This is a genomic window from Acidovorax sp. GW821-FHT10E04 (assembly GCF_059415185.1).
Genome location: NZ_JBWKMT010000005.1, coordinates 326,233 through 345,921 on the forward strand (window position 1 = coordinate 326,233; position 19,689 = coordinate 345,921).

The following is a 19,689-nucleotide window of genomic DNA, read 5'->3' on the forward strand; positions in this document are numbered from 1 at the left end:
ACGCCGCCTGGTGCGGGCGGGCCCCGGGGCCACGATAATCCCGCGATGGCCGTTGTTTTTGAGAAACCCACGCTCGCCCAGCGTTTTCTTCCCCTGTTTCGCGGGTTCGACCTGCCGCTGCTCCTGGTGGTGGTGCTGCTGGCATGCGCCGGGCTGCTGGCCATGTATTCGTCGGGCTACGACCACGGCACGCGCTTCATGGACCATGGGCGCAACATGCTCATCGCGGGGGCGATCCTGTTCATGGTGGCCCAGGTGCCGCCGCAGAAGATCATGGTGTTCGCCGTGCCGCTGTATGCGGCGGGCGTGGCGCTGCTCGTGGCGGTGGCGCTGTTCGGCATCACCAAAAAAGGCGCGCAGCGCTGGGTCAACGTCGGTATCGTCATCCAGCCCAGCGAAATCCTGAAAATTGCCATGCCGCTGATGCTCGCGTGGTGGTTCCAGAAGCGGGAAGGGACCCTGCGCCCGCTCGACTTTGCCGCCGCGGGGCTGCTGCTGGCCCTGCCCGTGGGGCTGATCATGAAGCAGCCCGACCTGGGCACCTCGCTGCTGGTGCTGGCGGCGGGGCTGTCGGTGATCTTCTTTGCGGGCCTGTCCTGGAAACTGGTGCTTCCGCCGGTGCTGCTGGGAGGCATTGGCGTGCTGGCGCTGGTGCTCCTGGGCGACCAGCTGTGCGCGGACGGCGTGCGCTGGTCGGTGCTGCATGACTACCAGCAGCAGCGCATCTGCACCCTGCTGGACCCGACGCGCGATCCGCTGGGCAAGGGATTCCACATCATCCAGGGCATGATCGCCATCGGCTCCGGGGGCATGTGGGGCAAGGGCTTCATGGCGGGCACGCAGACGCACCTGGAGTTCATCCCGGAGCGCACCACCGACTTCATCTTTGCCGCGTTTTCCGAGGAATTCGGCCTGGCGGGCAACCTTTTTCTGCTGGTCTGCTTCCTGATGCTGGTCTGGCGCGGGCTGTCCATCGCCGCGGGGGCCACGAGCCTGTTCGGGCGCCTCATGGCCGGGGCGGTCTCCATGATCTTCTTCACCTACGCCTTCGTGAACATGGGCATGGTCAGCGGAATACTGCCCGTGGTGGGCGTGCCACTGCCCTTCATCAGCTATGGCGGCACCGCCATGGTCACGCTGGGCCTGGCACTGGGCATCCTGATGTCGGTCGCCCGCGCCCAGAAGCAGGAACCCAAGGACGCGCGTCCCGCGCTGTAGCGCCCCGTGCCGGGGCGGCGTGGCCCCGGATGAATCTTGGCAAGGCCCAGGGTCTCTGCCCGGGCGTTGCGTGGGCCGCCGCAAGAGGGTACAAACCGGCAGGCCAACTGTGCCTTGGCCTCAGAGCAACCGAAGGGATTCCCCATGGCGGCGAAGTTCGAGCTGAAGAAGTCGAAGAACGATAAATTTGTCTTCAACCTGCTGGCCACCAACGGCCAGGTGATCCTGACCAGCGAGCTGTACGAATCCCGGGCCAGCGCGCTGGGCGGGATCGAGGCCGTGCGCAAGAACGCGCCCGAGGGCGGCCGGTTCGGACGCCTGAGCGCCAAGGACGGATCCCCTTACTTCACGCTCAAGGCGGGCAATGGCCAGGTCATCGGGCAAAGCCAGATGTACTCCGGCGCCAAGGCGCGGGATGCGGGCATCGAATCCGTGCAGGCGCACGCCCCGCAGGCCGGCCTGGACGATCAGACGGCAGCCTGAGCATCGGGGCGGCCGTGTGATGCGGCATAGGGACATACCGCCTCGTGCCCTGCCGGGCATGGCCGCGCGCCTAAAATGCCCCGATGACCTCCCGCTCCACCACTGCCGCGCCCCAGCGCGCGGCCACCAGCCAGCGCATCGACGTCGCTCGCGAACTGCTGCTGACCCCCTTCGGGCTCGATGAGAGCCATCTCGCACGGGCATTGGCCGAGATCCGCACCCACCAGGTGGACGATGCGGACCTGTACTTCCAGTACACGCGCAGCGAGGGCTGGAGCCTGGAAGAGGGCATCGTCAAGACGGGCTCCTTCAGCATCGACCAGGGGGTGGGGGTGCGGGCGGTCAGCGGGGAAAAGACGGCTTTTGCCTACTCGGACGACATCTCGCAGGCTTCCTTGATGGATGCGGCCCGCACGGTGCGATCCATTTCGTCTGCAGCGCAGGCGGGGAAAGCGCGGGTAGCTACTAAAAAGATAGCTGCTGGCCGCAGCCTGTACCCCGGCGTGGACCCGATCGCCTCCCTGGACAGCACCGCCAAGGTGGCGCTGCTCGAGAAGCTGGAACAGCGCGCGCGCGCGAAGGACCCGCGCGTGGCGCAGGTGATGGCGGGCCTGGCCAGCGAATACGACGTGGTGCTGGTGGCCCGGGCCGACGGTACGCTGGCGGCCGATGTGCGCCCCCTGGTGCGCCTGTCGGTGACGGTGATCGCCGAGCAGAACGGCCGCCGCGAGATGGGGTCCGCTGGCGGCGGTGGCCGCTTCGGCCTGGCCTACTTCGACGACGAGCAGATGGGCCGCTACGTGGACGAAGCGGTCCATGCCGCGCTGGTGAACCTGGAGTCCCGCCCCGCGCCTGCTGGCGAGATGACCGTGGTGCTGGGCCCTGGCTGGCCCGGCATCCTGCTGCACGAGGCCATCGGCCATGGGCTGGAAGGCGACTTCAACCGCAAGGGCTCCAGCGCATTCAGCGGGCGGATCGGCCAGCGCGTGGCGGCCAAGGGCGTCACGGTGCTGGACGACGGCACCATCGCCGACCGCCGCGGCTCGCTCAACGTGGACGACGAAGGCCACGCCAGCCAGCGCAACGTGCTCATCGAGGACGGCATCCTCAAGGGCTACATCCAGGATTCCCTCAACGCGCGCCTGATGGGCGTGGCGCCCACCGGCAACGGCCGTCGCGAGAGCTACGCCCACATCCCCATGCCGCGCATGACCAACACCTACATGCTGGGCGGCGACAAGGATCCCCAGGAGATCGTGGCCAGTATCAAGAAAGGCCTGTTCGCGAGCAACTTCGGCGGCGGCCAGGTGGACATCACTTCGGGCAAGTTCGTGTTCTCCGCCAGCGAGGCCTACTGGGTCGAGAACGGCAAGATCCTCTACCCCGTGAAGGGCGCCACCATCATCGGCAGCGGCCCCGAGTCGCTCAAGAAGGTGACCATGATCGGCAACGACATGCGCCTGGACAGCGGCGTGGGCACCTGCGGCAAGGAAGGCCAGAGCGTACCCGTGGGCGTCGGCCAGCCTACCTTGCGCATCGAGGGGCTGACGGTGGGCGGCACGGCCTGACATCCGCAGTATTCCTGGTAGCCACGGCTCATGCATGCGCAATTTAGTGGTTTGCTTGCGGTTGGAGTAGCCTTGCCTGATCGGTCAATATCGGCATCCGGCCGCGTTGCATTTTTAAAAGAAGGCATGAAACCCGGGGGGGCGAATAGTAGCAAGGCTGCTGATTTCCTGAGGCGCCTGGCTTGCCTTTTTGGGCTGCTCCTTCCCGCTATGTCTGCGCATGCTCAAACATGCATGACGCAGACTGCCAATCCGTCCGCGCCACCCAGGCAGCTATATGTCGTTGCTGGACAGTCGAATGCTGTTGGATTGGCATCTGTCAAGGACATTGATTCCAGGGGGGAAAGGTATGCCCAAGAGAATACTACTTATTCCAATGTAAGTATTTATGGAATTTATGGTGCGCCTCCTGGGGTGGCAGGGAATGACGACGCTGCGCGATCCCGGGCGATCAATTGGAGTTACTTTGCCAGATGGAGAGTCGCAGGCCCAGGCTTTGGGTATAAAAATCTGGCTGGCAATTCTCAATTATTCCCATTTGGTACAAAATCCACGGACTTTTTTGGCCCGGAATTATATCTTGCTCATTTCTTAAACAAAAAGCCGCCACGCGATCATTATATCGCCAAATTGGCGATTTCAAATACATCGTTGAACTACACTGCATCTGCTGATAGCTGGATGCCCGGAGGTCGCTTGTATCATGAATTGCTGGCAGTGATTGCAGATGCTTATAATTCCAAACGGGCAAATGTGCGGCTCAGGGTGGGAGGGCTCTTTTTCATGCAAGGCGAAACTGATGCTTTAAATGAGGTATGGGCGAAAAATTATAAAAATAATCTAAAAAACTTTATTACAAGAATAAGGCGGGATGTGAGTGATATGGGATGTTCCGATGAAATGGAATTTCCTGTGATTATTGGTAGAATCCAAGACAATCCTGCCTGGACATATAGAAAATACGTGAGATCCGCTCAGATGGATGTGGCGCGGAGCTTGCCGCAAGTGGGCATTGTGGACACGGACGATTTCGCGGAGCATCTTGTGGCCGGAGGGGTCCACTTCAATGAATATGGTCAATTTCACCTGGGTGCAAGAGCGTATCAGGCGCTTGTGGGCAGGGCTGCGATAGGAAACCTTCAGAGTGTGGTGTGGAAAAAAGTGAAATCCAAACGGCAGAACTCGACTCCCATCACGGAAGCGCTCGAGAGAGTGCCTTGCTGCAAGCCTGGTGATTTGATCGACCGGCAGCTTCAGAAGTACTTCCCCTGGACATACGGATATGGCGGGGCATGCCGAGGCTACGCATGCGCCCCAGTGTATTGAAAGGCCATGTGTAAAATGCGCACACTATTTATGTTTGCGGCACTTGTTCTGGTATTTTGATATAAAGGCTTGTACGTTGTGAATATATTGGGTATATCATCATACTACCATGATAGTGCCGCCGCGCTGTTGCAGTCTGGTCGGATAATTGCTGCGGCGCAAGAAGAACGGTTCACGCGGCAAAAGCATGATGCGCAGTTTCCCAGGCATGCTATTGAATATTGCCTGCAAGAAGCAGGGGTGCGCTCGCATGATCTGGATTCCATCGTATTCTACGATAAGCCTATTTTAAAATTCGAGCGCTTGCTGGATACGTATCTAAGCTATGCACCCCGTGGATTTCAATCATTTGTCACTGCGGTGCCGATATGGTTGAAAGAAAAGCTGTATTTAAAGAAAACTCTCAAGAGGGAGCTTGCCGGCCTGCTGTCGTGCAAGGAATCCGACCTGCCGCCGATCCTGTTTGCAGAGCATCATGAATCGCATGCGGCTTCTGCGTTTTATCCGAGCCCGTACAAGAAGGCTGCGGTATTGTGCCTGGATGGGGTCGGTGAGTGGGCAACGACGTCCGCCTGGCTGGGGGATGGTCCAGAATTGACTCCCTTGTGGCAGATCAATTTCCCGCATTCCCTGGGATTGCTGTATTCTGCGTTCACCTATTACCTTGGGTTCAAGGTGAATTCTGGAGAATACAAGCTGATGGGTTTGGCGCCATACGGCAAGCCAACGTATGTCGATCTGATTTTTGATAACCTGATCGATGTCAAGGAAGATGGGTCATTCCGCCTGAATCTGGAGTATTTTGATTACTGCACGGGCCTGCAGATGACCAATCGGAAATTCTCCGATTTGTTTGGTGGCCCGCCCCGTGGTGCCGAAACAGCCCCGACCCAGCGCGACATGGATATAGCTGCGTCCATACAGGTGGTGACGGAAGAGGTTGTACTGAAGTTGGCGAGGCAGCTGCAGAAAGAAACCGGCGCGGAGTACTTGTGCATGGCGGGGGGCGTGGCGCTGAACTGTGTTGCGAATGGGCGGTTGCTGCGGGAAGGTATTTTCAAGGACATTTGGATTCAGCCAGCCGCAGGGGATGCCGGCGGAGCGCTGGGTGCCGCTTATGCCGCCTTCCACAAATTCAGAAAAGAAGAACGGAAGTATTTCAACGGAGTGGATCAGATGCAGGGGTCTCTATTGGGGCCCAAGTTCGCGCAGCTGGATATTGTTGAAAAACTGGATGCTCTGGGGGCAAGCTACACGGTCTTGGATCAGACGGGCCTGTACGAGACGGTTGCAGGCTTGCTCGCAGATGAAAAGGTGGTGGGTTGGTTCCAGAACAGGATGGAATTTGGACCAAGGGCGCTGGGCGCCAGATCCATATTGGCGGACCCCCGTTCGACGGCGATGCAATCGCAACTGAATCTGAAGATAAAATTCCGCGAATCATTTCGCCCGTTTGCACCTGCCGTCAAAGAGGAAAATGTAGAAAAATATTTTGATCTTGACCGACCCAGCCCCTACATGTTGCTTGTTGCACAGGTGAATGAAGATATTCAACGGAAACCCGATCAGTCCCTGCAAGGCCTGGCGCAGCTGCATCAGGTACGTTCGGATATTCCTGCGGTAACCCATGTGGATTATTCCGCGCGGGTCCAGACGGTGAGCAGGACGAGCAACCCCGAGTTTTACCAGCTTCTGAGCGCTTTTGAGCGACAGACGGGGTGCTCGGTTCTGGTGAATACCTCTTTCAACGTCCGGGGCGAGCCCATCGTGTGCACGCCGGAGGACGCCTATCGCTGTTTTATGGGAACGGACATGGATTATCTCGTATTGGGCAATGTACTGCTGTCCAAGGATGCGCAGAACAATGCGTTGGTAGGTCAGCGCAAGGGTGCGCTCGCCCTGGATTGAGTATTCTTCATATGATGAAACCAGCTCTGGAAAAAAGCATGAATGAGCGCAAGCAGGAGCTGCGCAAATTCGGCTATGTCATGGGGGGCTTCGTTGCCCTGATTTTCGGCTTGCTGCTTCCCTGGTTGTGGTCGGCCAGATGGCCCCACTGGCCCTGGATCGTTGCGGGCATATTTTTCCTGGTAGCTACTTTTTTTCCTGTTGCGTTGAGCCTGGTTTATAAATACTGGATGCGCGTCGGCGAAGTGCTGGGCTGGATCAACACCCGAATCATCCTAGGCATTGTTTATATTTTGGTATTTTCTCCGCTAGGTTTTCTGATGCGTATCCTTGGCAAGGATACGCTGCAGAAGAAGTGGAATGGCGATTTGCAGACATATCGAATTAACAAGATGCCCCGAAAACCTGAACACATGGAGCGCCAATTCTAATGCTGGAACTTATCAAGGAGCTTATTTTATTTTTCCGCGAGCACAAGAGGTATGTGTTGATTCCCGTGCTGGCGGTCCTGTTGCTGCTGGGGGCTCTGCTCGTGTTCGGTCAAGGCTCGGTAATAGCTCCGTTTATTTATACTTTATTTTGAATGATGAAGAAATTTCTATATTTCTTCCTTCCTTCATTTCTGCTGTGCTCGCTGGTGGCTGTCGGATACTGGGCAGGAGGGTATGTCGCGGCGGGAAAATTCGAGCGTACCATTCGCTGGGTGGAACAAGGTGAAACCTTGGCGGGCGTGTTGTCTGCCACCAAGCTGACAGACGAGCAACGCAACAACTATCGCAATGCCTATAGCGACCCGTCTGTCGATACCGGCAAGATCAGCTGGTCGGTTCCTAATCAGCCCACGCCTTTTGTAGGGACGGCCCCGGCACCGGGGCAGCACCACAATGCCCATATCAACTCCTGGCAGATGCGGAGCCAGCAGGAGCTGGTGAATCCGAAGCCCAATGGGTCCTATCGCATTTTCCTGACGGGGGGGTCAACCGCTTTTGGTTCTGGTTCTCCGAGCCAGGAACACACTATTGGCAGTATTCTTGGTGATCTTCTCAATGCGAATGCAACGGAGAAGGACAAGGCCCGCTTCGAGGTTTTCACGTTCGCGAACCCCGCATGGTCTTCTACCCATGAGCGCATTGCCATTGAGAACTATCTTTCCGAGCTTCAACCAGATCTGGTCATCTCCCTCTCGGGAAATAACGATGTTTTCTGGGCTGATGCGGGGCGAAATGTGTTGTGGTTCAGCGCATTCGCCGATGACTACTACCGGTCTCTGGTGAACATTGCCCTGAAGGTGGCTGGAAGGCAGGAGTTGCCCGAGTTGGTCAATGCGCGTCCGGCCGCTCAGCCGGTGTCGCCGCAAATCGTAGCCCGCCGGATTGAAAAGAATGCACGCTTGGGTGCGTATGCACTGCAGGAAGGTAAAGTGGATTGGATATTTTTCCTGCAGCCCACTCTTTCCGTGACGAAGAAGGATCTGACCCAGCGTGAAAGAGACTTCATTTCGGCTTCGAAAGATTATTACATTGACTGCTATAAGGCCATGTCTTCAAATCTCTCGAACCTGAAATTGGATAATTTCACTTTTGTGGATTTGTCCGGCATCTTCGACCGGTACTCGGCGAAGGATGATATGTTCCTGGATCAGTTTCATTTTGGAGACAAGGGCAATGCCGTGATCGCCAAAGCTATTTTTTCTGAAGTGTCCAAAAAGTTGAGTGCGATGCGGCGGGCGCCATAGCCTCTGCCGGATCGCGTTTTCGCGGCATGGGGCAGGTCTGTTTGTTCTGAGGCCAGAGTGGTGGGCTTCTTGCGAGATTCAATCAAACGACCCGGCTCGCGCACAATACGGCCATGACTTCCACGCGTTTTGGCTCGCAGTATTCGGGCCAGTCGTTCGGTGACCTCAGCCGCTTCTTGCGGGAGGGGGTGGCTGACGAGGAGTCGCGGGAGCTGCGCGAAAGTCTCGGGCTGATGTCGCAACTCATTGACGAGGCCGTCAGGGCCCGGCGGGGGGGCGCTGACCCCCAGGCGATCCTTTCGTGTGTGGCCACGCTGGTTCGGGCGCTGCGCGAACACCAATTGCTTCTTACCGGCCTGGGATCTGCCTGGCACGCACTGTATGAGTTTGGCGCCTATCAGCGTGCGTTGCGGGAATTGCGGAACGCCATTGCAGCCTGGCAGCAGATGTTGGAGCGACGCAGTGCCAAAGAAGGCGCTAGCTTCGATCACTTCGAACTCCTGGCCTGGCGCACGCTGGGCGAGGCGCTTTTGCTCATCGATATGTATGAACACCAAAGCGATCCCCTCAGTGATCTGCCAGACGCGCCACGGCGCAAGCCGTCCGCCTTGCAGCGCGCACGCGAATGGCTTCGCGGCTGGGGACGGTAAACCGGAAGCTTGGCCGCGGCCATGCTGCTGGCTTGTAGTGAATTCACAACATTTCAAACTTGCTGCACTGCCGCACTCCTGTGCTACATTGGTCGCCATGCAAGTTCGCAGCGCGTTTTATTTTTGGTTTTTTATCTCGGTCCCCGGCGGATGAGAGGAAAACGCGCAAGCTGACACAACCTTCCCATACCAACCGCCGACGCTGCAAAGCCCGGCGGTTTTTGTTTTTCCGCCCTTCCGTTTTTCCATCCACTTCAACTGACTCCACGAGGAAGCAACCATGACGGCCCCTACCACCCCCACCAGCGATGCCTGGTACCGCAGCGTCGAGAAAACCAGCCAGACCGACGACGAACGTATCAAGGACATCACCGTGTTGCCTCCTCCAGAGCACCTGATCCGCTTTTTCCCGATCCGCGGCACGCCGGTCGAGACGCTGATCACCCAGACCCGCAAGAACATCCACAACATCATGGCGGGCAAGGACGACCGCCTGCTGGTCGTCATCGGGCCGTGTTCCATCCACGATCCGGCCGCTGCCCTGGAATATGCACGCCGCCTGATGGCCGTGCGCGCGCAGTACGCCGACACCCTGGAAATCGTGATGCGCGTGTACTTCGAGAAGCCGCGCACCACGGTGGGGTGGAAGGGCCTCATCAACGATCCCTACCTCGATGAGACCTACCGCATCGACGAAGGGCTGCGCATCGCGCGGCAGTTGCTGATCGACATCAACCGACTGGGCATGCCGGCGGGCAGCGAGTTCCTGGACGTGATCTCGCCCCAGTACATCGGCGATCTCATCAGCTGGGGCGCGATCGGTGCCCGCACCACCGAGAGCCAGGTGCACCGCGAACTGGCGTCCGGCATCTCGGCGCCCATTGGCTTCAAGAACGGCACGGACGGCAACATCCGCATCGCCACCGATGCCATCCAGTCGGCCAGCCGGGGCCACCACTTCCTGTCGGTGCACAAGAACGGCCAGGTGGCCATCGTCAACACCAAGGGCAACAAGGACTGCCATGTGATCCTGCGGGGCGGCAAGGCTCCCAACTATGACGCCGCCAGCGTGGCCGCTGCCTGCAAGGACCTCGAGGCCGCCAAGCTGCCCGCCACGCTGATGGTGGACTGCAGCCATGCCAACAGCAGCAAGCAGCATGAAAAGCAGCTGGACGTGGCACGCGACATCGCGGCGCAGCTCGCCGGCGGATCGCGCAGCGTGTTCGGTCTCATGATCGAAAGCCATCTCATCGCCGGTGCCCAGAAGTTCTCGCCCGGCAAGGACCAGCCCGGCGCGCTGGAGTACGGCAAGAGCATCACGGACGCCTGCCTGGGGTGGGATGACTCGCTGGTGTCGCTCTCCGAGCTGTCCGACGCGGTCAAGGCGCGCCGCGCGCGTTGACAGCGGACGGGCCGATGGTCCGCGCCGCAGGCGGGAGGCCCTAAACTGCAAGCCTGTGGCGGCCCGTGCGATGACGCACGGGAAGCACCACGGCTTCAGAAGAAAGGCAAACCATCATGCACAGCGAAGTGTCGGTCCATCTGGCCGGAAACCAGGAATTCCGTTTCGATCTGGAGGGCGCCGAGCCCATGGGCCATGAGGCCGGAAGGCGCTGGCTCGACGACCAGTTCACCGCGCTCGATTGCGAACCCCTGCGCGCCAGCGGCAAGGTGCTGCTGGCCGACAAGGTGCTTACCGTCGCACGCGCGGCAGGGGCCTCGCTCCTGACCGATCCGGCATGGTCCCGCGACTTTGCGCGGGCCGCCAGCGCCGCCCTGGCCAAGCCGGTGGTGCGCGTGGACGTGCCGGGCATGGCCGTGTCGTTCTGACCCTTTTGAATAAAACAGGGTCCTAGCGCTTGTCATACAAGCGCAGGCAGCTATTTATTTTGTAGCGAATCCAGCAGCTTCGCATGGATTCCGCCAAATCCGCCGTTGCTCATGCACACGATGTGGTCACCCGGGCGGGCTGCCGCGGTGACTTGCTGCACCAGGGTGGCGATGTCGCCGGCAGTCTGTGCCCGCAGGCCGGGGCCCACGCCCAGGGGGGCGAGGGCTTCGGCTGCATCCCAGTCCAGCCCGGCCGTGTGGCAGAACGCGAGATCGGTGGGTTCCAGCGCCCACGGCAACTGCGCCTTCATCGCGCCCAGCTTCATGGTGTTGCTGCGGGGCTCGAACACCGCGAGGATGCGCACGCCTTGGCCCAGGCTGCGGCGCAGGCCGTCCAGGGTGGTTCTCAGGGCGGTGGGGTGGTGCGCGAAGTCGTCATACACGGCAATCCCGTGCACGGTCCCGCGCAGCTCCATGCGCCGCTTCACATTCTGGAAGGCCGCCAGTGCCGTGGCCGCCTGCTGGGGGCTGACGCCCACATGGTGCGCGGCGGCAATGGCCGCCAGCGCGTTGAGCTGGTTGTGCACGCCGGTCAGCGCCCACTCCACCCGGGCCACCTTGCGCCCCTGGTGCAGCACATCAAACGCCTGGGGATCGCCCTCGGCCGAAAAGTCGCTGACGGCCTCCCCAAAGCTGGCCACCTCGCTCCAGCAACCCGTGTGCAGCACGCGGGCGAGGCTTTCCTCGAGGCCGTTGACGACCACCCGGCCCGACGGGGGCACGGTGCGCACGAGGTGGTGGAACTGCCGCTCGATGGCTCCCAGGTCGTCAAAGATGTCCGCGTGGTCGAACTCCAGGTTGTTCAGCACGGCGGTGCGGGGCCGGTAGTGCACGAATTTGCTGCGCTTGTCGAAGAACGCGGTGTCGTATTCGTCCGCCTCGATCACGAACAGCGGCGCCGCACCGAGTGGCGAGGGCGCGGGCACCGGGCGCCGGGGTGCGCCCAGCCGGGCCGACAACCCGAAATTGAGGGGTACGCCGCCAATCAGAAAGCCCGGCTGCTGGCCCGCGCTTTCCAGGATCCAGGCCAGCATCGAGGTTGTCGTCGTCTTGCCATGGGTGCCCGCGACCGCGAGCACGTGGCGGCCTTGCAGCACCTGTTCGGCCAGCCACTGGGGGCCGCTGGTGTAGGGCAGGCCGGCGTCCAGGATCGCTTCCATCAGGGGAAACTTTGGCGATCCATCGGGCTGCCGAACCCGGCTGACCACGTTGCCGACCACAAACACATCGGGCTGCAGGGCAAGCTGGTCGGCGCCGAACCCTTCGATCAGGTCGATGCCCAGCGCGCGGAGCTGGTCGCTCATCGGCGGATAGACCCCCGCATCGCAGCCCGTCACCTTGTGGCCCGCCTCGCGTGCGAGTGCGGCGAGGCCTCCCATGAACGTGCCGCAAATGCCCAGTATGTGTATATGCATGGGCGCAGATTCTAAGGTTCAACAGAAAACGGGGCTCCAGCGCTTGGCTGGCAAGCGCAAGAAGCTATGAAAAATATAGTAGATGCGGGTGTGGCCGGAGTGGAGACTAGGGTCAACCCGTAGTCCTGGTGGGCGGTTCGGGCCACAATGCGGTTTCGTTCCTTGCTGCCTTCCCACTGCCATGCACACACCTTTGAGCGACGAAATCGCCCACACCACGGCCCGGCTGGTGGTGGAGGAAGGGCTTGAATGGGGCCCGGCCAAGCGCCGGGCACTGCGCCAGATGGGGCTGCCCGCCCGCACCCCCCTGCCAGACAACGACCAGGTCGAGGCCGCGGTGCGGGAGTACATCCAGCTTTTCTGTGCCGACACCCAGCCGCGCGAGTTGCGGGCGCTGCGCCAGCTCGCCCTGGTGTGGATGGAGCGCATGGCGGCCTTCCGCCCCCACCTGGCGGGCGCGGTCTGGCATGGAACGGCCACGCGGTTGTCCGATATTTATCTGCAATTGTTCTGCGATGACCCGAAATCGGCAGAAATAGCCCTGATCGACCACCACGTCGACTATGAACCGCGCACGGTGACCGGTTTCCATGGCGAGTCGGTCGAAGCATTGAGCCTGGGCAGCAAATCCCCCGAACTCAATGAGATGATCGGGGTGCACCTGCTGATCTATGACCTTGACGACCTGCGCGGCGCCTTGCGCCCGGACGCGAAGGGGCGTGTGCCGCGGGGCGACATGACCGCCGTACGGCGCCTGCTCCAGGAAACCCCAGCCCCATGACGACACCATCTTCCGATCACCCCGCCTCTGCGGCCCCCGTCCCTGGCATTGCGCCCGCAGCCTCGCGCAGGCGCCTGCTCTATGCGGGCGTGGCGGGCGCCGCCGCGCTGGGCGGCGCGGGCCTGGCCTGGTGGAAATTCCAGCCCCACGCGATGGAGCAGGGGGCCGAGCAAGCGCTCTGGACCATGGAATTCGAAAAACCGGAAGGCGGCTCGGTGGCGCTCAAGTCGCTGGCCGGCAAACCCTTGTTGCTGAACTTCTGGGCGACGTGGTGCCCGCCTTGCGTGGAGGAGCTTCCCATGCTCAATGCCTTCTACCGCGAACATGGAGCGAACGGATGGCAAGTTCTTGGATTGGCCATCGACCAGCCGTCCGCCGTGCGCAAATTCCTGCAGCGCATCCCGCTGGAATTCCCTGTGGGGCTGGCCGGCCTGGGCGGCACGGACCTGGGCAGATCGCTGGGCAATCTCACGGGAGGCTTGCCGTTCACCGTGGTCCTGGGCGGCAGCGGCCGTGTCCTGCACCGTAAAATGGGGCAGATCACCCCGCAGGACCTGCAGCGCTGGGCTGCCTTGCGCTGACCCCTCGCACCGGCCGTCTGGCGGTTCCGCTGGGATATCCGGCGGTTATTGGCATGATGTAGTTCATGAAAAATACCCGTGGAAGACGGTGATAGGCCGAAATTGGAGTAAATTCGCGCCCTATTCAGTTTTATAGCCGTTGGAGCTCCCATGGATCTGCGAAAACTCAAAACCCTCATCGATCTCGTGTCCGAGTCGAACGTATCCGAACTCGAAATCACGGAGGCCGAGGGCAAAGTCCGCATCGTCAAGAGCGTGGGGGGCGTGGTTCAGCAGTATGTGCCCGCCCCGGTGCAGGCGCCTGCCGCCCCCGCACCCGCCGCCGCGCAGGTGGCCGAGCTGCCTGCGCCTTCCGCACCCGCAGCCCCTGCGGGCCACATCGTCAAGTCGCCCATGGTCGGTACGTTCTACCGCTCCTCCAGCCCCGGGGCGAAGGCTTTTGTCGAAGTGGGCAGCCAGGTCAAGGAAGGCGAGACCATCTGCATCATCGAGGCGATGAAGATCCTCAACGAGATCGAGGCCGACAAGTCGGGCACGGTCACCCGCATCCTGGGCGAAAACGGCCAGGCCGTGGAATACGGACAGCCGCTGTTCGTGATCGAATAAGGCGCTCATGTTCAAGAAGATTCTTGTTGCCAATCGCGGCGAAATCGCGCTGCGCATCCAGCGCGCCTGCCATGAGCTGGGCGTGAAGGCGGTGATGGTCTACTCCGAGGCCGACCGCGACGCCAAGTACGTCAAGCTGGCGGAAGAAGCGGTGTGCATCGGCCCCGCCCCGTCCCCGCTGTCCTACCTCAACATGCCCGCCATCATCTCCGCCGCCGAGGTGACCGATGCCGAGGCCATCCACCCCGGCTACGGCTTCCTGTCCGAGAACGCGGACTTCGCCGAGCGCGTGGAAAAGAGCGGGTTCCAGTTCATCGGCCCCACGCCCGAGTCCATCCGCATCATGGGCGACAAGGTCTCGGCCAAGCAGGCCATGATCCGCGCGGGCGTGCCCTGCGTGCCCGGCTCCGAGGGCGAGTTGCCCGATGACCCGGTGCAGATCCGCCGCATCGCCAAGGCCGTGGGCTACCCCGTGATCATCAAGGCCGCCGGCGGCGGCGGTGGCCGCGGCATGCGCGTGGTGCACACCGAGGCCGCCCTGGTCAATGCCGTGCAGATGACCAAGGCCGAAGCGGGCGCCGCCTTCGGCAATCCTGCGGTGTACATGGAGAAGTTCCTCCAGAACCCGCGCCACATCGAGATCCAGATCCTGGCCGACAAGCACCGCAACGCGGTCTACCTGGGCGAGCGCGATTGCTCCATGCAGCGCCGCCACCAGAAGGTCATCGAAGAGGCGCCGGCACCCGGCATCCCCCGCAAGCTGATCGAAAAGATCGGCGAGCGCTGCGTGGCGGCCTGCAAGAAGATCGGCTACCGCGGCGCGGGCACGTTCGAGTTCCTGTACGAGAACGGCGAGTTCTACTTCATCGAGATGAACACGCGCGTGCAGGTCGAGCACCCCGTGACCGAGTGGATCACCGGCGTGGACATCGTGAAGACGCAGATCATGGTCGCCGCGGGCGAGAAGCTGCCGTTCACCCAGCGCCAGATCGAGATCCGGGGCCATGCCATCGAGTGCCGGATCAATGCGGAAGACCCCTACAAGTTCATCCCCTCGCCCGGGCGCATCACCACCTGGCACCCACCGGGCGGCCCCGGCGTGCGCGTGGATTCACATGCGTACACCAACTACTTCGTGCCGCCCAACTACGACTCGATGATCGGCAAGATCATCGTGCACGGCGACACGCGCGAGCAGGCCCTGGCCCGCATGCGCACGGCGCTGAACGAGACCGTGATCGAAGGCATCAACACCAACGTGCCGCTGCACCGCGAGCTGATGGTGGACGCCAAGTTCATGGCCGGCGGCACCAACATCCACTATCTGGAAGAGTGGCTGTCGCAGCACAAGCGCTGAGATTGCGGCTGCGCACGGTCATTCGCATGCTGGCTCCTGGCGACGGGTGCCAGCATTTCATTTTTTCTGAGAGGCGCCTATGTTTGAGCTGAGCCTGATGTGCCCCGAGGACCGGATCGAAGCGGTCAGCGATGCCCTGGATGCACTGGATGCACTGAGCGTGTCGGTGGAGGATGCCGATGCGCAGACCGATGCCGAACAGGCCCTGTTCGGCGAGCCTGGCATGCCGCCGCCCAAGGATGGCTGGCAGCGCAGCCGGGTGACGGCGCTCTTCCCCTCCGAGGGGGCTGCGCGCGATGCGCAGCAGCTGCTGGCCGTGCAGGACTTCTTTGCCGGCTGCCAGGTCCTGGGTGTGTCCCAGGTGGCCGACCAGGACTGGGTGCGCCTGACGCAATCGCAGTTCGCACCCGTGGACATCACCCCGGACTTCTGGATCGTTCCCACCTGGCATGAACTGCCGGCGCAGGCGAAGCGCAGCATCCGGCTGGACCCGGGCCTGGCCTTCGGCACCGGCACCCATCCCACGACACGCATGTGCCTGCGCTGGATTGCCCGCAACGGTGCCACCGAGTCGTCCATGGGCAATCCGCTGGGCCGGGTTCTGGACTATGGCTGCGGCTCCGGCATCCTGGCGATTGGCGGGGCGAAGTTTGGCGCCACGGACATTGATGCGGTGGATATCGATCCTGCCGCCGTGGAATCCACGGCGCTGAACGCGCAAGCCAATGAGGTGCAGCTGCATGCCGGCTTGCCCGACAAGGCCCGGGGCGCATACCAGACCGTGCTGGCGAACATACTTGCCACCCCCTTGCGGGTGCTCGCGCCCCTCCTGTGCGGGCATGTGATGCCGGGCGGGCACCTGGTGCTGGCGGGCATCCTGGAGCGCCAGGCCGATGAGCTGAAAGAAGCCTATGCACCCTGGGTTCGGCTCGAGGTGGCCGACCTGGAGGACGGCTGGATCCTGATGACCGCACGGCGCGACGAGGCGGCGTAGGCAGAGCCACACGCTCGGCGGGGTTGCGTGCGCCGCTATCTACAATCCATCGCTGATGAGCCAGATCACTCGCTGCCCGTCCTGTCTTACCTCCTTCAAGGTGGTGGCAGACCAATTGCGCATCTCCGAAGGATGGGTGCGCTGCGGCCAATGCAAAGAGGTTTTCGATGCGTCGGCGCATCTGCTGCCAGCGGCCCCTCCCGCGCTTTTGCCGGATGTGTCCTTGACCGACGTGCGTCCGCCGCCGGTGCCCGTGGCGCGCAGGGCGGATGCCGAGCGCGCATGGGGCGAGCCTTTCTCTCCACCGCCTGCTTCACCGTCTCCGGCGGTGTCGCCGGCAAGCGGGCCCGCGCCGGCCGCGCTTCCGCAATTGCCCGCGACCCCTGTCCTGGATGTCCCTCAGCCGGCGGTGCCTGCCTTTCTTGCCGCGGCAAGCGGGGACGTGGCTGACGGCGAGGACGCCCGCATGGCGCGCCTGACGCGATTTGCGTGGCGTCCGGAAGATTCTTCGTCGCCTGGCAGTCCCGATGGCGCGGCTCCGGCTCCGGTGCCGCCTCCCGCCGCCGTGGTCTCGGATCCCTTGCCCGCCGCACGGCCGGATGTGGCCGTTGAGTCCGTGCCGGGCGGGTATGAATTGCCGTACGCCGCGTTGCGAGACCCCGAGGAGGAGCCTGAACCGGTTTCGCCAGCGGCCCTGACCGACATGGGCTATCCAGCGCTCGAGTTGCCTGTGAAACCGGCGGCCGCCTCCGCGCCGGAGGATGACGGTGGCTTCGAGGTGGCACCCGCCGCGCCGGAGGGCACCGCAGAGCCCCTGCCGCCAGTGGAGTTTGTGCGGGAGTCCGTGGTGCCCGGGCCGGAAGCCTTGGCGCTCGTGGAGGACCGTTCTCCCGCAGCCGTCTTGCTAGCGCCCTCGCGCAATTCGCCCCGGGATGCGCCAGACCTGGATGACGACGAAGACGAGGGAGTGGATGCCGGGCAGGAGGTCAGCTTTGTCGTCGCGGCGCGGCGAAAGGCGTTCTGGCGCAAGCCGATGGTGCGCGTGGGGCTTGCCCTCGTGCTGTTGTTGTCGGTCGCGGCGCTCGCGCTGCAGGTCGCCATTCAGGAGCGTGACCGCGTGGCGGCGATGGATCCGCGCACAAGGCCATGGTTGATGGCGTTGTGCGTTCCGTTGCAATGCCAGATTGCGCCGCAACGCCAGATTGCGGATGTGGTCATCGACAGCTCCTCCTTCAACAAGGCCCGGGGTGACAGCTATCAGCTGGCCCTGGCCATGAAGAGCAAGGCCTCGATACCCCTGGCCATGCCCGCCGTGGAGCTGACCCTGACGGACGCGCAGGACCAGCCCGTTCTCCGGCGTGTCCTGCTGCCGGCCGATCTGGGGGCTCCGATGGAGCTGCCGGCGCGCGGTGAATGGAGCGCCTCGGTGTCGGTGATCGTGACCACTGGCGGGGCGCGTGTGGCCGGCTATCGGCTGCTGGCGTTCTATCCCTGATACTGATTTCTACCAACCTACTTTTCTGATATGGCTGCCCTTATTTGCGGTTCCCTGGCATTCGACACCATCATGACCTTCGAGGGCCGCTTCGCCGAGCAGATACTGCCGGACCAGCTGCACATCCTGAATGTCTCTTTCCTGGTGCCTTCGTTGCGCCGTGATTTCGGGGGGTGCGCGGGCAACATCGCGTACAGCCTCAAGCTGCTGGGCGGGGAACCATTGCCCATGGCGACATTGGGAAGCGACGGCGCGGACTACTTGCAGCGGCTGCGAACGCTGGGCATCAGCACCGAATTTGTGCGGCAAGTGGACGACAGCTTCACGGCCCAGGCCATGATCATGAACGACCGTGACAACAACCAGATCACGGCTTTCCATCCCGGGGCGATGCAGCAGGCGCACATCACGCGCGTTGCCGCGCGCGGAGACATCCGCCTTGGCATCGTCGCACCCGACGGGCGTGAGGCGATGCTGCAGCATGCAGAGCAATTCAGGGCGGCGGATATTCCCTTTGTGTTCGATCCTGGCCAGGGCCTGCCCATGTTCGACGGCAAGGAGCTTGCGCATTTCGTGGATCTTGCCAGCTGGGTGGTGGTCAACGACTACGAGGGGAAAATGCTCTCGCAGCGCACGGGCTGGAGCCTGGCCGACATCTCCCGGCGTGTGCGCGGGCTGGTCGTGACCCTGGCTGCGGAAGGCTGCGAAGTCTGGATTGACGGCGAGCGCGAGCATGTGCCCGCCGCGAAGCCGGCTGCCGTGGTCGAGCCCACGGGTTGTGGCGATGCCTGGCGTGGCGCGCTGTTGTTCGGCCTGGAAAAGGGCTGGCCGTTGGCCCGCTGCGCCGAATTGGGCAACCGGGTCGGGGCCCTCAAGATTGCGCAGCGCGGCCCGCAGAACTACACGCTGGATTTCACCCCCGCGTGAGGGGGTGGTGCCTGCGGGGCAGGCGGGTGGGGGCGGCTTCGGTTCGAGGTGCCGCTTTGCCCGAAGCGCGTGTCTCGGCAGGCATAAAAAAACCCGGTGCAACGGCACCGGGTTGAGCGCGTAATACGTGCTGATTACGGCTTGTTGCCCGTAGGGAAGGGCCAGGCTGCCTGAGGGTTCAGGGTAGTCTGTGCTGCAGGAGCGGCCGCAGGGGCAGGCGCCTTGGGGGCCTTCTTGGCCGGTGCAGCTTTCTTCGCGGGGGCGGCCTTGGCGGGTGCAGCCTTCTTTGCTGCTGCTGCCTTCTTGGCGGGAGCGGCCTTCTTGGCTGGTGCTGCTGCCTTCTTGGCAGGCGCAGCCTTCTTTGCTGCTACTGCCTTCTTGGCGGGAGCGGCCTTCTTGGCTGGTGCTGCTGCCTTCTTGGCAGGTGCAGCCTTCTTCGCTGCTACTGCCTTCTTGGCGGGAGCGGCCTTCTTGGCTGGTGCTGCTGCCTTCTTGGCGGGCGCAGCCTTCTTCGCTGCTACTGCCTTCTTGGCGGGCGCGGCCTTCTTGGCTGGCGCTGCTGCCTTCTTGGCAGGTGCAGCCTTCTTCGCTGCTACTGCCTTCTTGGCGGGAGCGGCCTTCTTGGCCGGTGCAGCCTTCTTTGCCGCTACGGGCTTTGCCGATGCGGCCTTTTTCGCTGGGGCTGCCTTCTTGGCGGCCGTTTTTTTCGCAGTTGCCATCATGTTCTCCTTGGGTCAATTTGCAAAGAGCACTTC

At 62.3% G+C, this 19,689-nt stretch carries 20 protein-coding genes; 18 read left to right on the forward strand and 2 right to left on the reverse strand.

Going from position 1 to position 19,689, the window contains the following annotated elements:
• Positions 1–45 precede the first annotated feature (45 nt).
• The 11 genes from rodA to AC07OC_RS17790 all read left to right on the forward strand — a co-directional run bounded on the left by rodA (position 46) and on the right by AC07OC_RS17790 (position 10,718).
• Positions 46–1,218, forward strand: coding sequence for a rod shape-determining protein RodA (gene rodA, locus AC07OC_RS17740; protein ID WP_218296076.1), 1,173 nt, complete (start codon positions 46–48; stop codon positions 1,216–1,218).
• 144 nt (positions 1,219–1,362) lie between these two features.
• Positions 1,363–1,701: a YegP family protein gene (locus tag AC07OC_RS17745; protein WP_218296075.1), complete on the forward strand. Its 339-nt coding sequence runs from the start codon at positions 1,363–1,365 to the stop codon at positions 1,699–1,701.
• Positions 1,702–1,784: 83 nt separating this feature from the next.
• A complete protein-coding gene (gene tldD, locus AC07OC_RS17750) occupies positions 1,785–3,269 on the forward strand; it encodes a metalloprotease TldD (protein WP_218296074.1) in 1,485 nt (494 codons plus the stop codon).
• Between the two features lie 30 nt (positions 3,270–3,299).
• A complete protein-coding gene (locus tag AC07OC_RS17755; protein ID WP_494601862.1) occupies positions 3,300–4,595 on the forward strand; it encodes a sialate O-acetylesterase in 1,296 nt (431 codons plus the stop codon).
• Positions 4,596–4,673: 78 nt separating this feature from the next.
• Complete coding sequence (locus AC07OC_RS17760) at positions 4,674–6,503, forward strand: carbamoyltransferase family protein (protein ID WP_370627782.1); 1,830 nt, start codon at positions 4,674–4,676, stop codon at positions 6,501–6,503.
• 14 nt (positions 6,504–6,517) lie between these two features.
• The gene (locus AC07OC_RS17765) at positions 6,518–6,934 is read left to right on the forward strand and encodes an SxtJ family membrane protein (protein ID WP_494601864.1); all 417 of its coding nucleotides are present in this window, start codon (positions 6,518–6,520) and stop codon (positions 6,932–6,934) included.
• Entirely contained in the window at positions 6,934–7,086 is a 153-nt protein-coding gene (locus AC07OC_RS17770) for a DUF5989 family protein (RefSeq protein WP_218296070.1), read from the forward strand. The genes AC07OC_RS17765 and AC07OC_RS17770 overlap by 1 nt, the downstream gene beginning before the upstream one ends.
• Positions 7,087–8,238: an SGNH/GDSL hydrolase family protein gene (locus tag AC07OC_RS17775; RefSeq protein WP_218339695.1), complete on the forward strand. Its 1,152-nt coding sequence runs from the start codon at positions 7,087–7,089 to the stop codon at positions 8,236–8,238.
• A gap of 113 nt (positions 8,239–8,351) precedes the next feature.
• Positions 8,352–8,888, forward strand: coding sequence for a hypothetical protein (locus AC07OC_RS17780; RefSeq protein ID WP_218339694.1), 537 nt, complete (start codon positions 8,352–8,354; stop codon positions 8,886–8,888).
• A gap of 280 nt (positions 8,889–9,168) precedes the next feature.
• Positions 9,169–10,290: a 3-deoxy-7-phosphoheptulonate synthase gene (locus AC07OC_RS17785; protein WP_218339693.1), complete on the forward strand. Its 1,122-nt coding sequence runs from the start codon at positions 9,169–9,171 to the stop codon at positions 10,288–10,290.
• A 116-nt stretch (positions 10,291–10,406) separates the two neighbouring features.
• The gene (locus AC07OC_RS17790; RefSeq protein ID WP_218339692.1) at positions 10,407–10,718 is read left to right on the forward strand and encodes a hypothetical protein; all 312 of its coding nucleotides are present in this window, start codon (positions 10,407–10,409) and stop codon (positions 10,716–10,718) included.
• 50 nt (positions 10,719–10,768) lie between these two features.
• Here AC07OC_RS17790 and mpl read toward each other — a convergent pair whose 3' ends face one another.
• The gene (mpl, locus tag AC07OC_RS17795) at positions 10,769–12,193 is read right to left on the reverse strand and encodes a UDP-N-acetylmuramate:L-alanyl-gamma-D-glutamyl-meso-diaminopimelate ligase (protein ID WP_494601867.1); all 1,425 of its coding nucleotides are present in this window, start codon (positions 12,191–12,193) and stop codon (positions 10,769–10,771) included.
• Positions 12,194–12,374: 181 nt separating this feature from the next.
• On the opposite strand from mpl, the gene AC07OC_RS17800 reads away from it, so the two are divergent.
• The 7 genes from AC07OC_RS17800 to AC07OC_RS17830 all read left to right on the forward strand — a co-directional run bounded on the left by AC07OC_RS17800 (position 12,375) and on the right by AC07OC_RS17830 (position 18,934).
• Positions 12,375–12,974, forward strand: a complete 600-nt coding sequence (locus tag AC07OC_RS17800; protein ID WP_218296064.1) for a hypothetical protein — start codon at positions 12,375–12,377, stop codon at positions 12,972–12,974.
• Positions 12,971–13,555 (forward strand): TlpA family protein disulfide reductase, encoded by a 585-nt coding sequence (locus AC07OC_RS17805; RefSeq protein ID WP_218339690.1) that lies wholly within the window; start codon positions 12,971–12,973, stop codon positions 13,553–13,555. The genes AC07OC_RS17800 and AC07OC_RS17805 overlap by 4 nt, the downstream gene beginning before the upstream one ends.
• A gap of 150 nt (positions 13,556–13,705) precedes the next feature.
• A complete protein-coding gene (gene accB / locus AC07OC_RS17810) occupies positions 13,706–14,161 on the forward strand; it encodes an acetyl-CoA carboxylase biotin carboxyl carrier protein (RefSeq protein WP_218296062.1) in 456 nt (151 codons plus the stop codon).
• 7 nt (positions 14,162–14,168) lie between these two features.
• Positions 14,169–15,518: an acetyl-CoA carboxylase biotin carboxylase subunit gene (gene accC / locus AC07OC_RS17815; RefSeq protein WP_218296061.1), complete on the forward strand. Its 1,350-nt coding sequence runs from the start codon at positions 14,169–14,171 to the stop codon at positions 15,516–15,518.
• 79 nt (positions 15,519–15,597) lie between these two features.
• Positions 15,598–16,512: a 50S ribosomal protein L11 methyltransferase gene (gene prmA / locus AC07OC_RS17820; protein ID WP_218339689.1), complete on the forward strand. Its 915-nt coding sequence runs from the start codon at positions 15,598–15,600 to the stop codon at positions 16,510–16,512.
• A gap of 55 nt (positions 16,513–16,567) precedes the next feature.
• Positions 16,568–18,007 (forward strand): zinc-ribbon and DUF3426 domain-containing protein, encoded by a 1,440-nt coding sequence (locus AC07OC_RS17825; RefSeq protein ID WP_218339688.1) that lies wholly within the window; start codon positions 16,568–16,570, stop codon positions 18,005–18,007.
• Between the two features lie 30 nt (positions 18,008–18,037).
• Entirely contained in the window at positions 18,038–18,934 is an 897-nt protein-coding gene (locus AC07OC_RS17830) for a carbohydrate kinase family protein (RefSeq protein WP_218339687.1), read from the forward strand.
• 134 nt (positions 18,935–19,068) lie between these two features.
• Here AC07OC_RS17830 and AC07OC_RS17835 read toward each other — a convergent pair whose 3' ends face one another.
• Positions 19,069–19,653 (reverse strand): histone, encoded by a 585-nt coding sequence (locus tag AC07OC_RS17835; RefSeq protein WP_218296057.1) that lies wholly within the window; start codon positions 19,651–19,653, stop codon positions 19,069–19,071.
• Positions 19,654–19,689 lie beyond the last annotated feature (36 nt).

Bases quoted from the DNA above. Each gene is read 5' to 3' on its own strand.
- rodA (WP_218296076.1), top strand. From the start codon at position 46: ATGGCCGTTGTTTTTGAGAAACCCACGCTCGCCCAGCGTTTTCTTCCC.
- AC07OC_RS17745 (WP_218296075.1), top strand. From the start codon at position 1,363: ATGGCGGCGAAGTTCGAGCTGAAGAAGTCGAAGAACGATAAATTTGTC.
- tldD (WP_218296074.1), top strand. From the start codon at position 1,785: ATGACCTCCCGCTCCACCACTGCCGCGCCCCAGCGCGCGGCCACCAGC.
- AC07OC_RS17755 (WP_494601862.1), top strand. From the start codon at position 3,300: ATGCATGCGCAATTTAGTGGTTTGCTTGCGGTTGGAGTAGCCTTGCCT.
- AC07OC_RS17765 (WP_494601864.1), top strand. From the start codon at position 6,518: ATGAAACCAGCTCTGGAAAAAAGCATGAATGAGCGCAAGCAGGAGCTG.
- AC07OC_RS17770 (WP_218296070.1), top strand. From the start codon at position 6,934: ATGCTGGAACTTATCAAGGAGCTTATTTTATTTTTCCGCGAGCACAAG.
- AC07OC_RS17775 (WP_218339695.1), top strand. From the start codon at position 7,087: ATGATGAAGAAATTTCTATATTTCTTCCTTCCTTCATTTCTGCTGTGC.
- AC07OC_RS17780 (WP_218339694.1), top strand. From the start codon at position 8,352: ATGACTTCCACGCGTTTTGGCTCGCAGTATTCGGGCCAGTCGTTCGGT.
- AC07OC_RS17785 (WP_218339693.1), top strand. From the start codon at position 9,169: ATGACGGCCCCTACCACCCCCACCAGCGATGCCTGGTACCGCAGCGTC.
- AC07OC_RS17790 (WP_218339692.1), top strand. From the start codon at position 10,407: ATGCACAGCGAAGTGTCGGTCCATCTGGCCGGAAACCAGGAATTCCGT.
- mpl (WP_494601867.1), bottom strand. From the start codon at position 12,193: ATGCATATACACATACTGGGCATTTGCGGCACGTTCATGGGAGGCCTC.
- AC07OC_RS17800 (WP_218296064.1), top strand. From the start codon at position 12,375: ATGCACACACCTTTGAGCGACGAAATCGCCCACACCACGGCCCGGCTG.
- AC07OC_RS17805 (WP_218339690.1), top strand. From the start codon at position 12,971: ATGACGACACCATCTTCCGATCACCCCGCCTCTGCGGCCCCCGTCCCT.
- accB (WP_218296062.1), top strand. From the start codon at position 13,706: ATGGATCTGCGAAAACTCAAAACCCTCATCGATCTCGTGTCCGAGTCG.
- accC (WP_218296061.1), top strand. From the start codon at position 14,169: ATGTTCAAGAAGATTCTTGTTGCCAATCGCGGCGAAATCGCGCTGCGC.
- prmA (WP_218339689.1), top strand. From the start codon at position 15,598: ATGTTTGAGCTGAGCCTGATGTGCCCCGAGGACCGGATCGAAGCGGTC.
- AC07OC_RS17825 (WP_218339688.1), top strand. From the start codon at position 16,568: ATGAGCCAGATCACTCGCTGCCCGTCCTGTCTTACCTCCTTCAAGGTG.
- AC07OC_RS17830 (WP_218339687.1), top strand. From the start codon at position 18,038: ATGGCTGCCCTTATTTGCGGTTCCCTGGCATTCGACACCATCATGACC.
- AC07OC_RS17835 (WP_218296057.1), bottom strand. From the start codon at position 19,653: ATGGCAACTGCGAAAAAAACGGCCGCCAAGAAGGCAGCCCCAGCGAAA.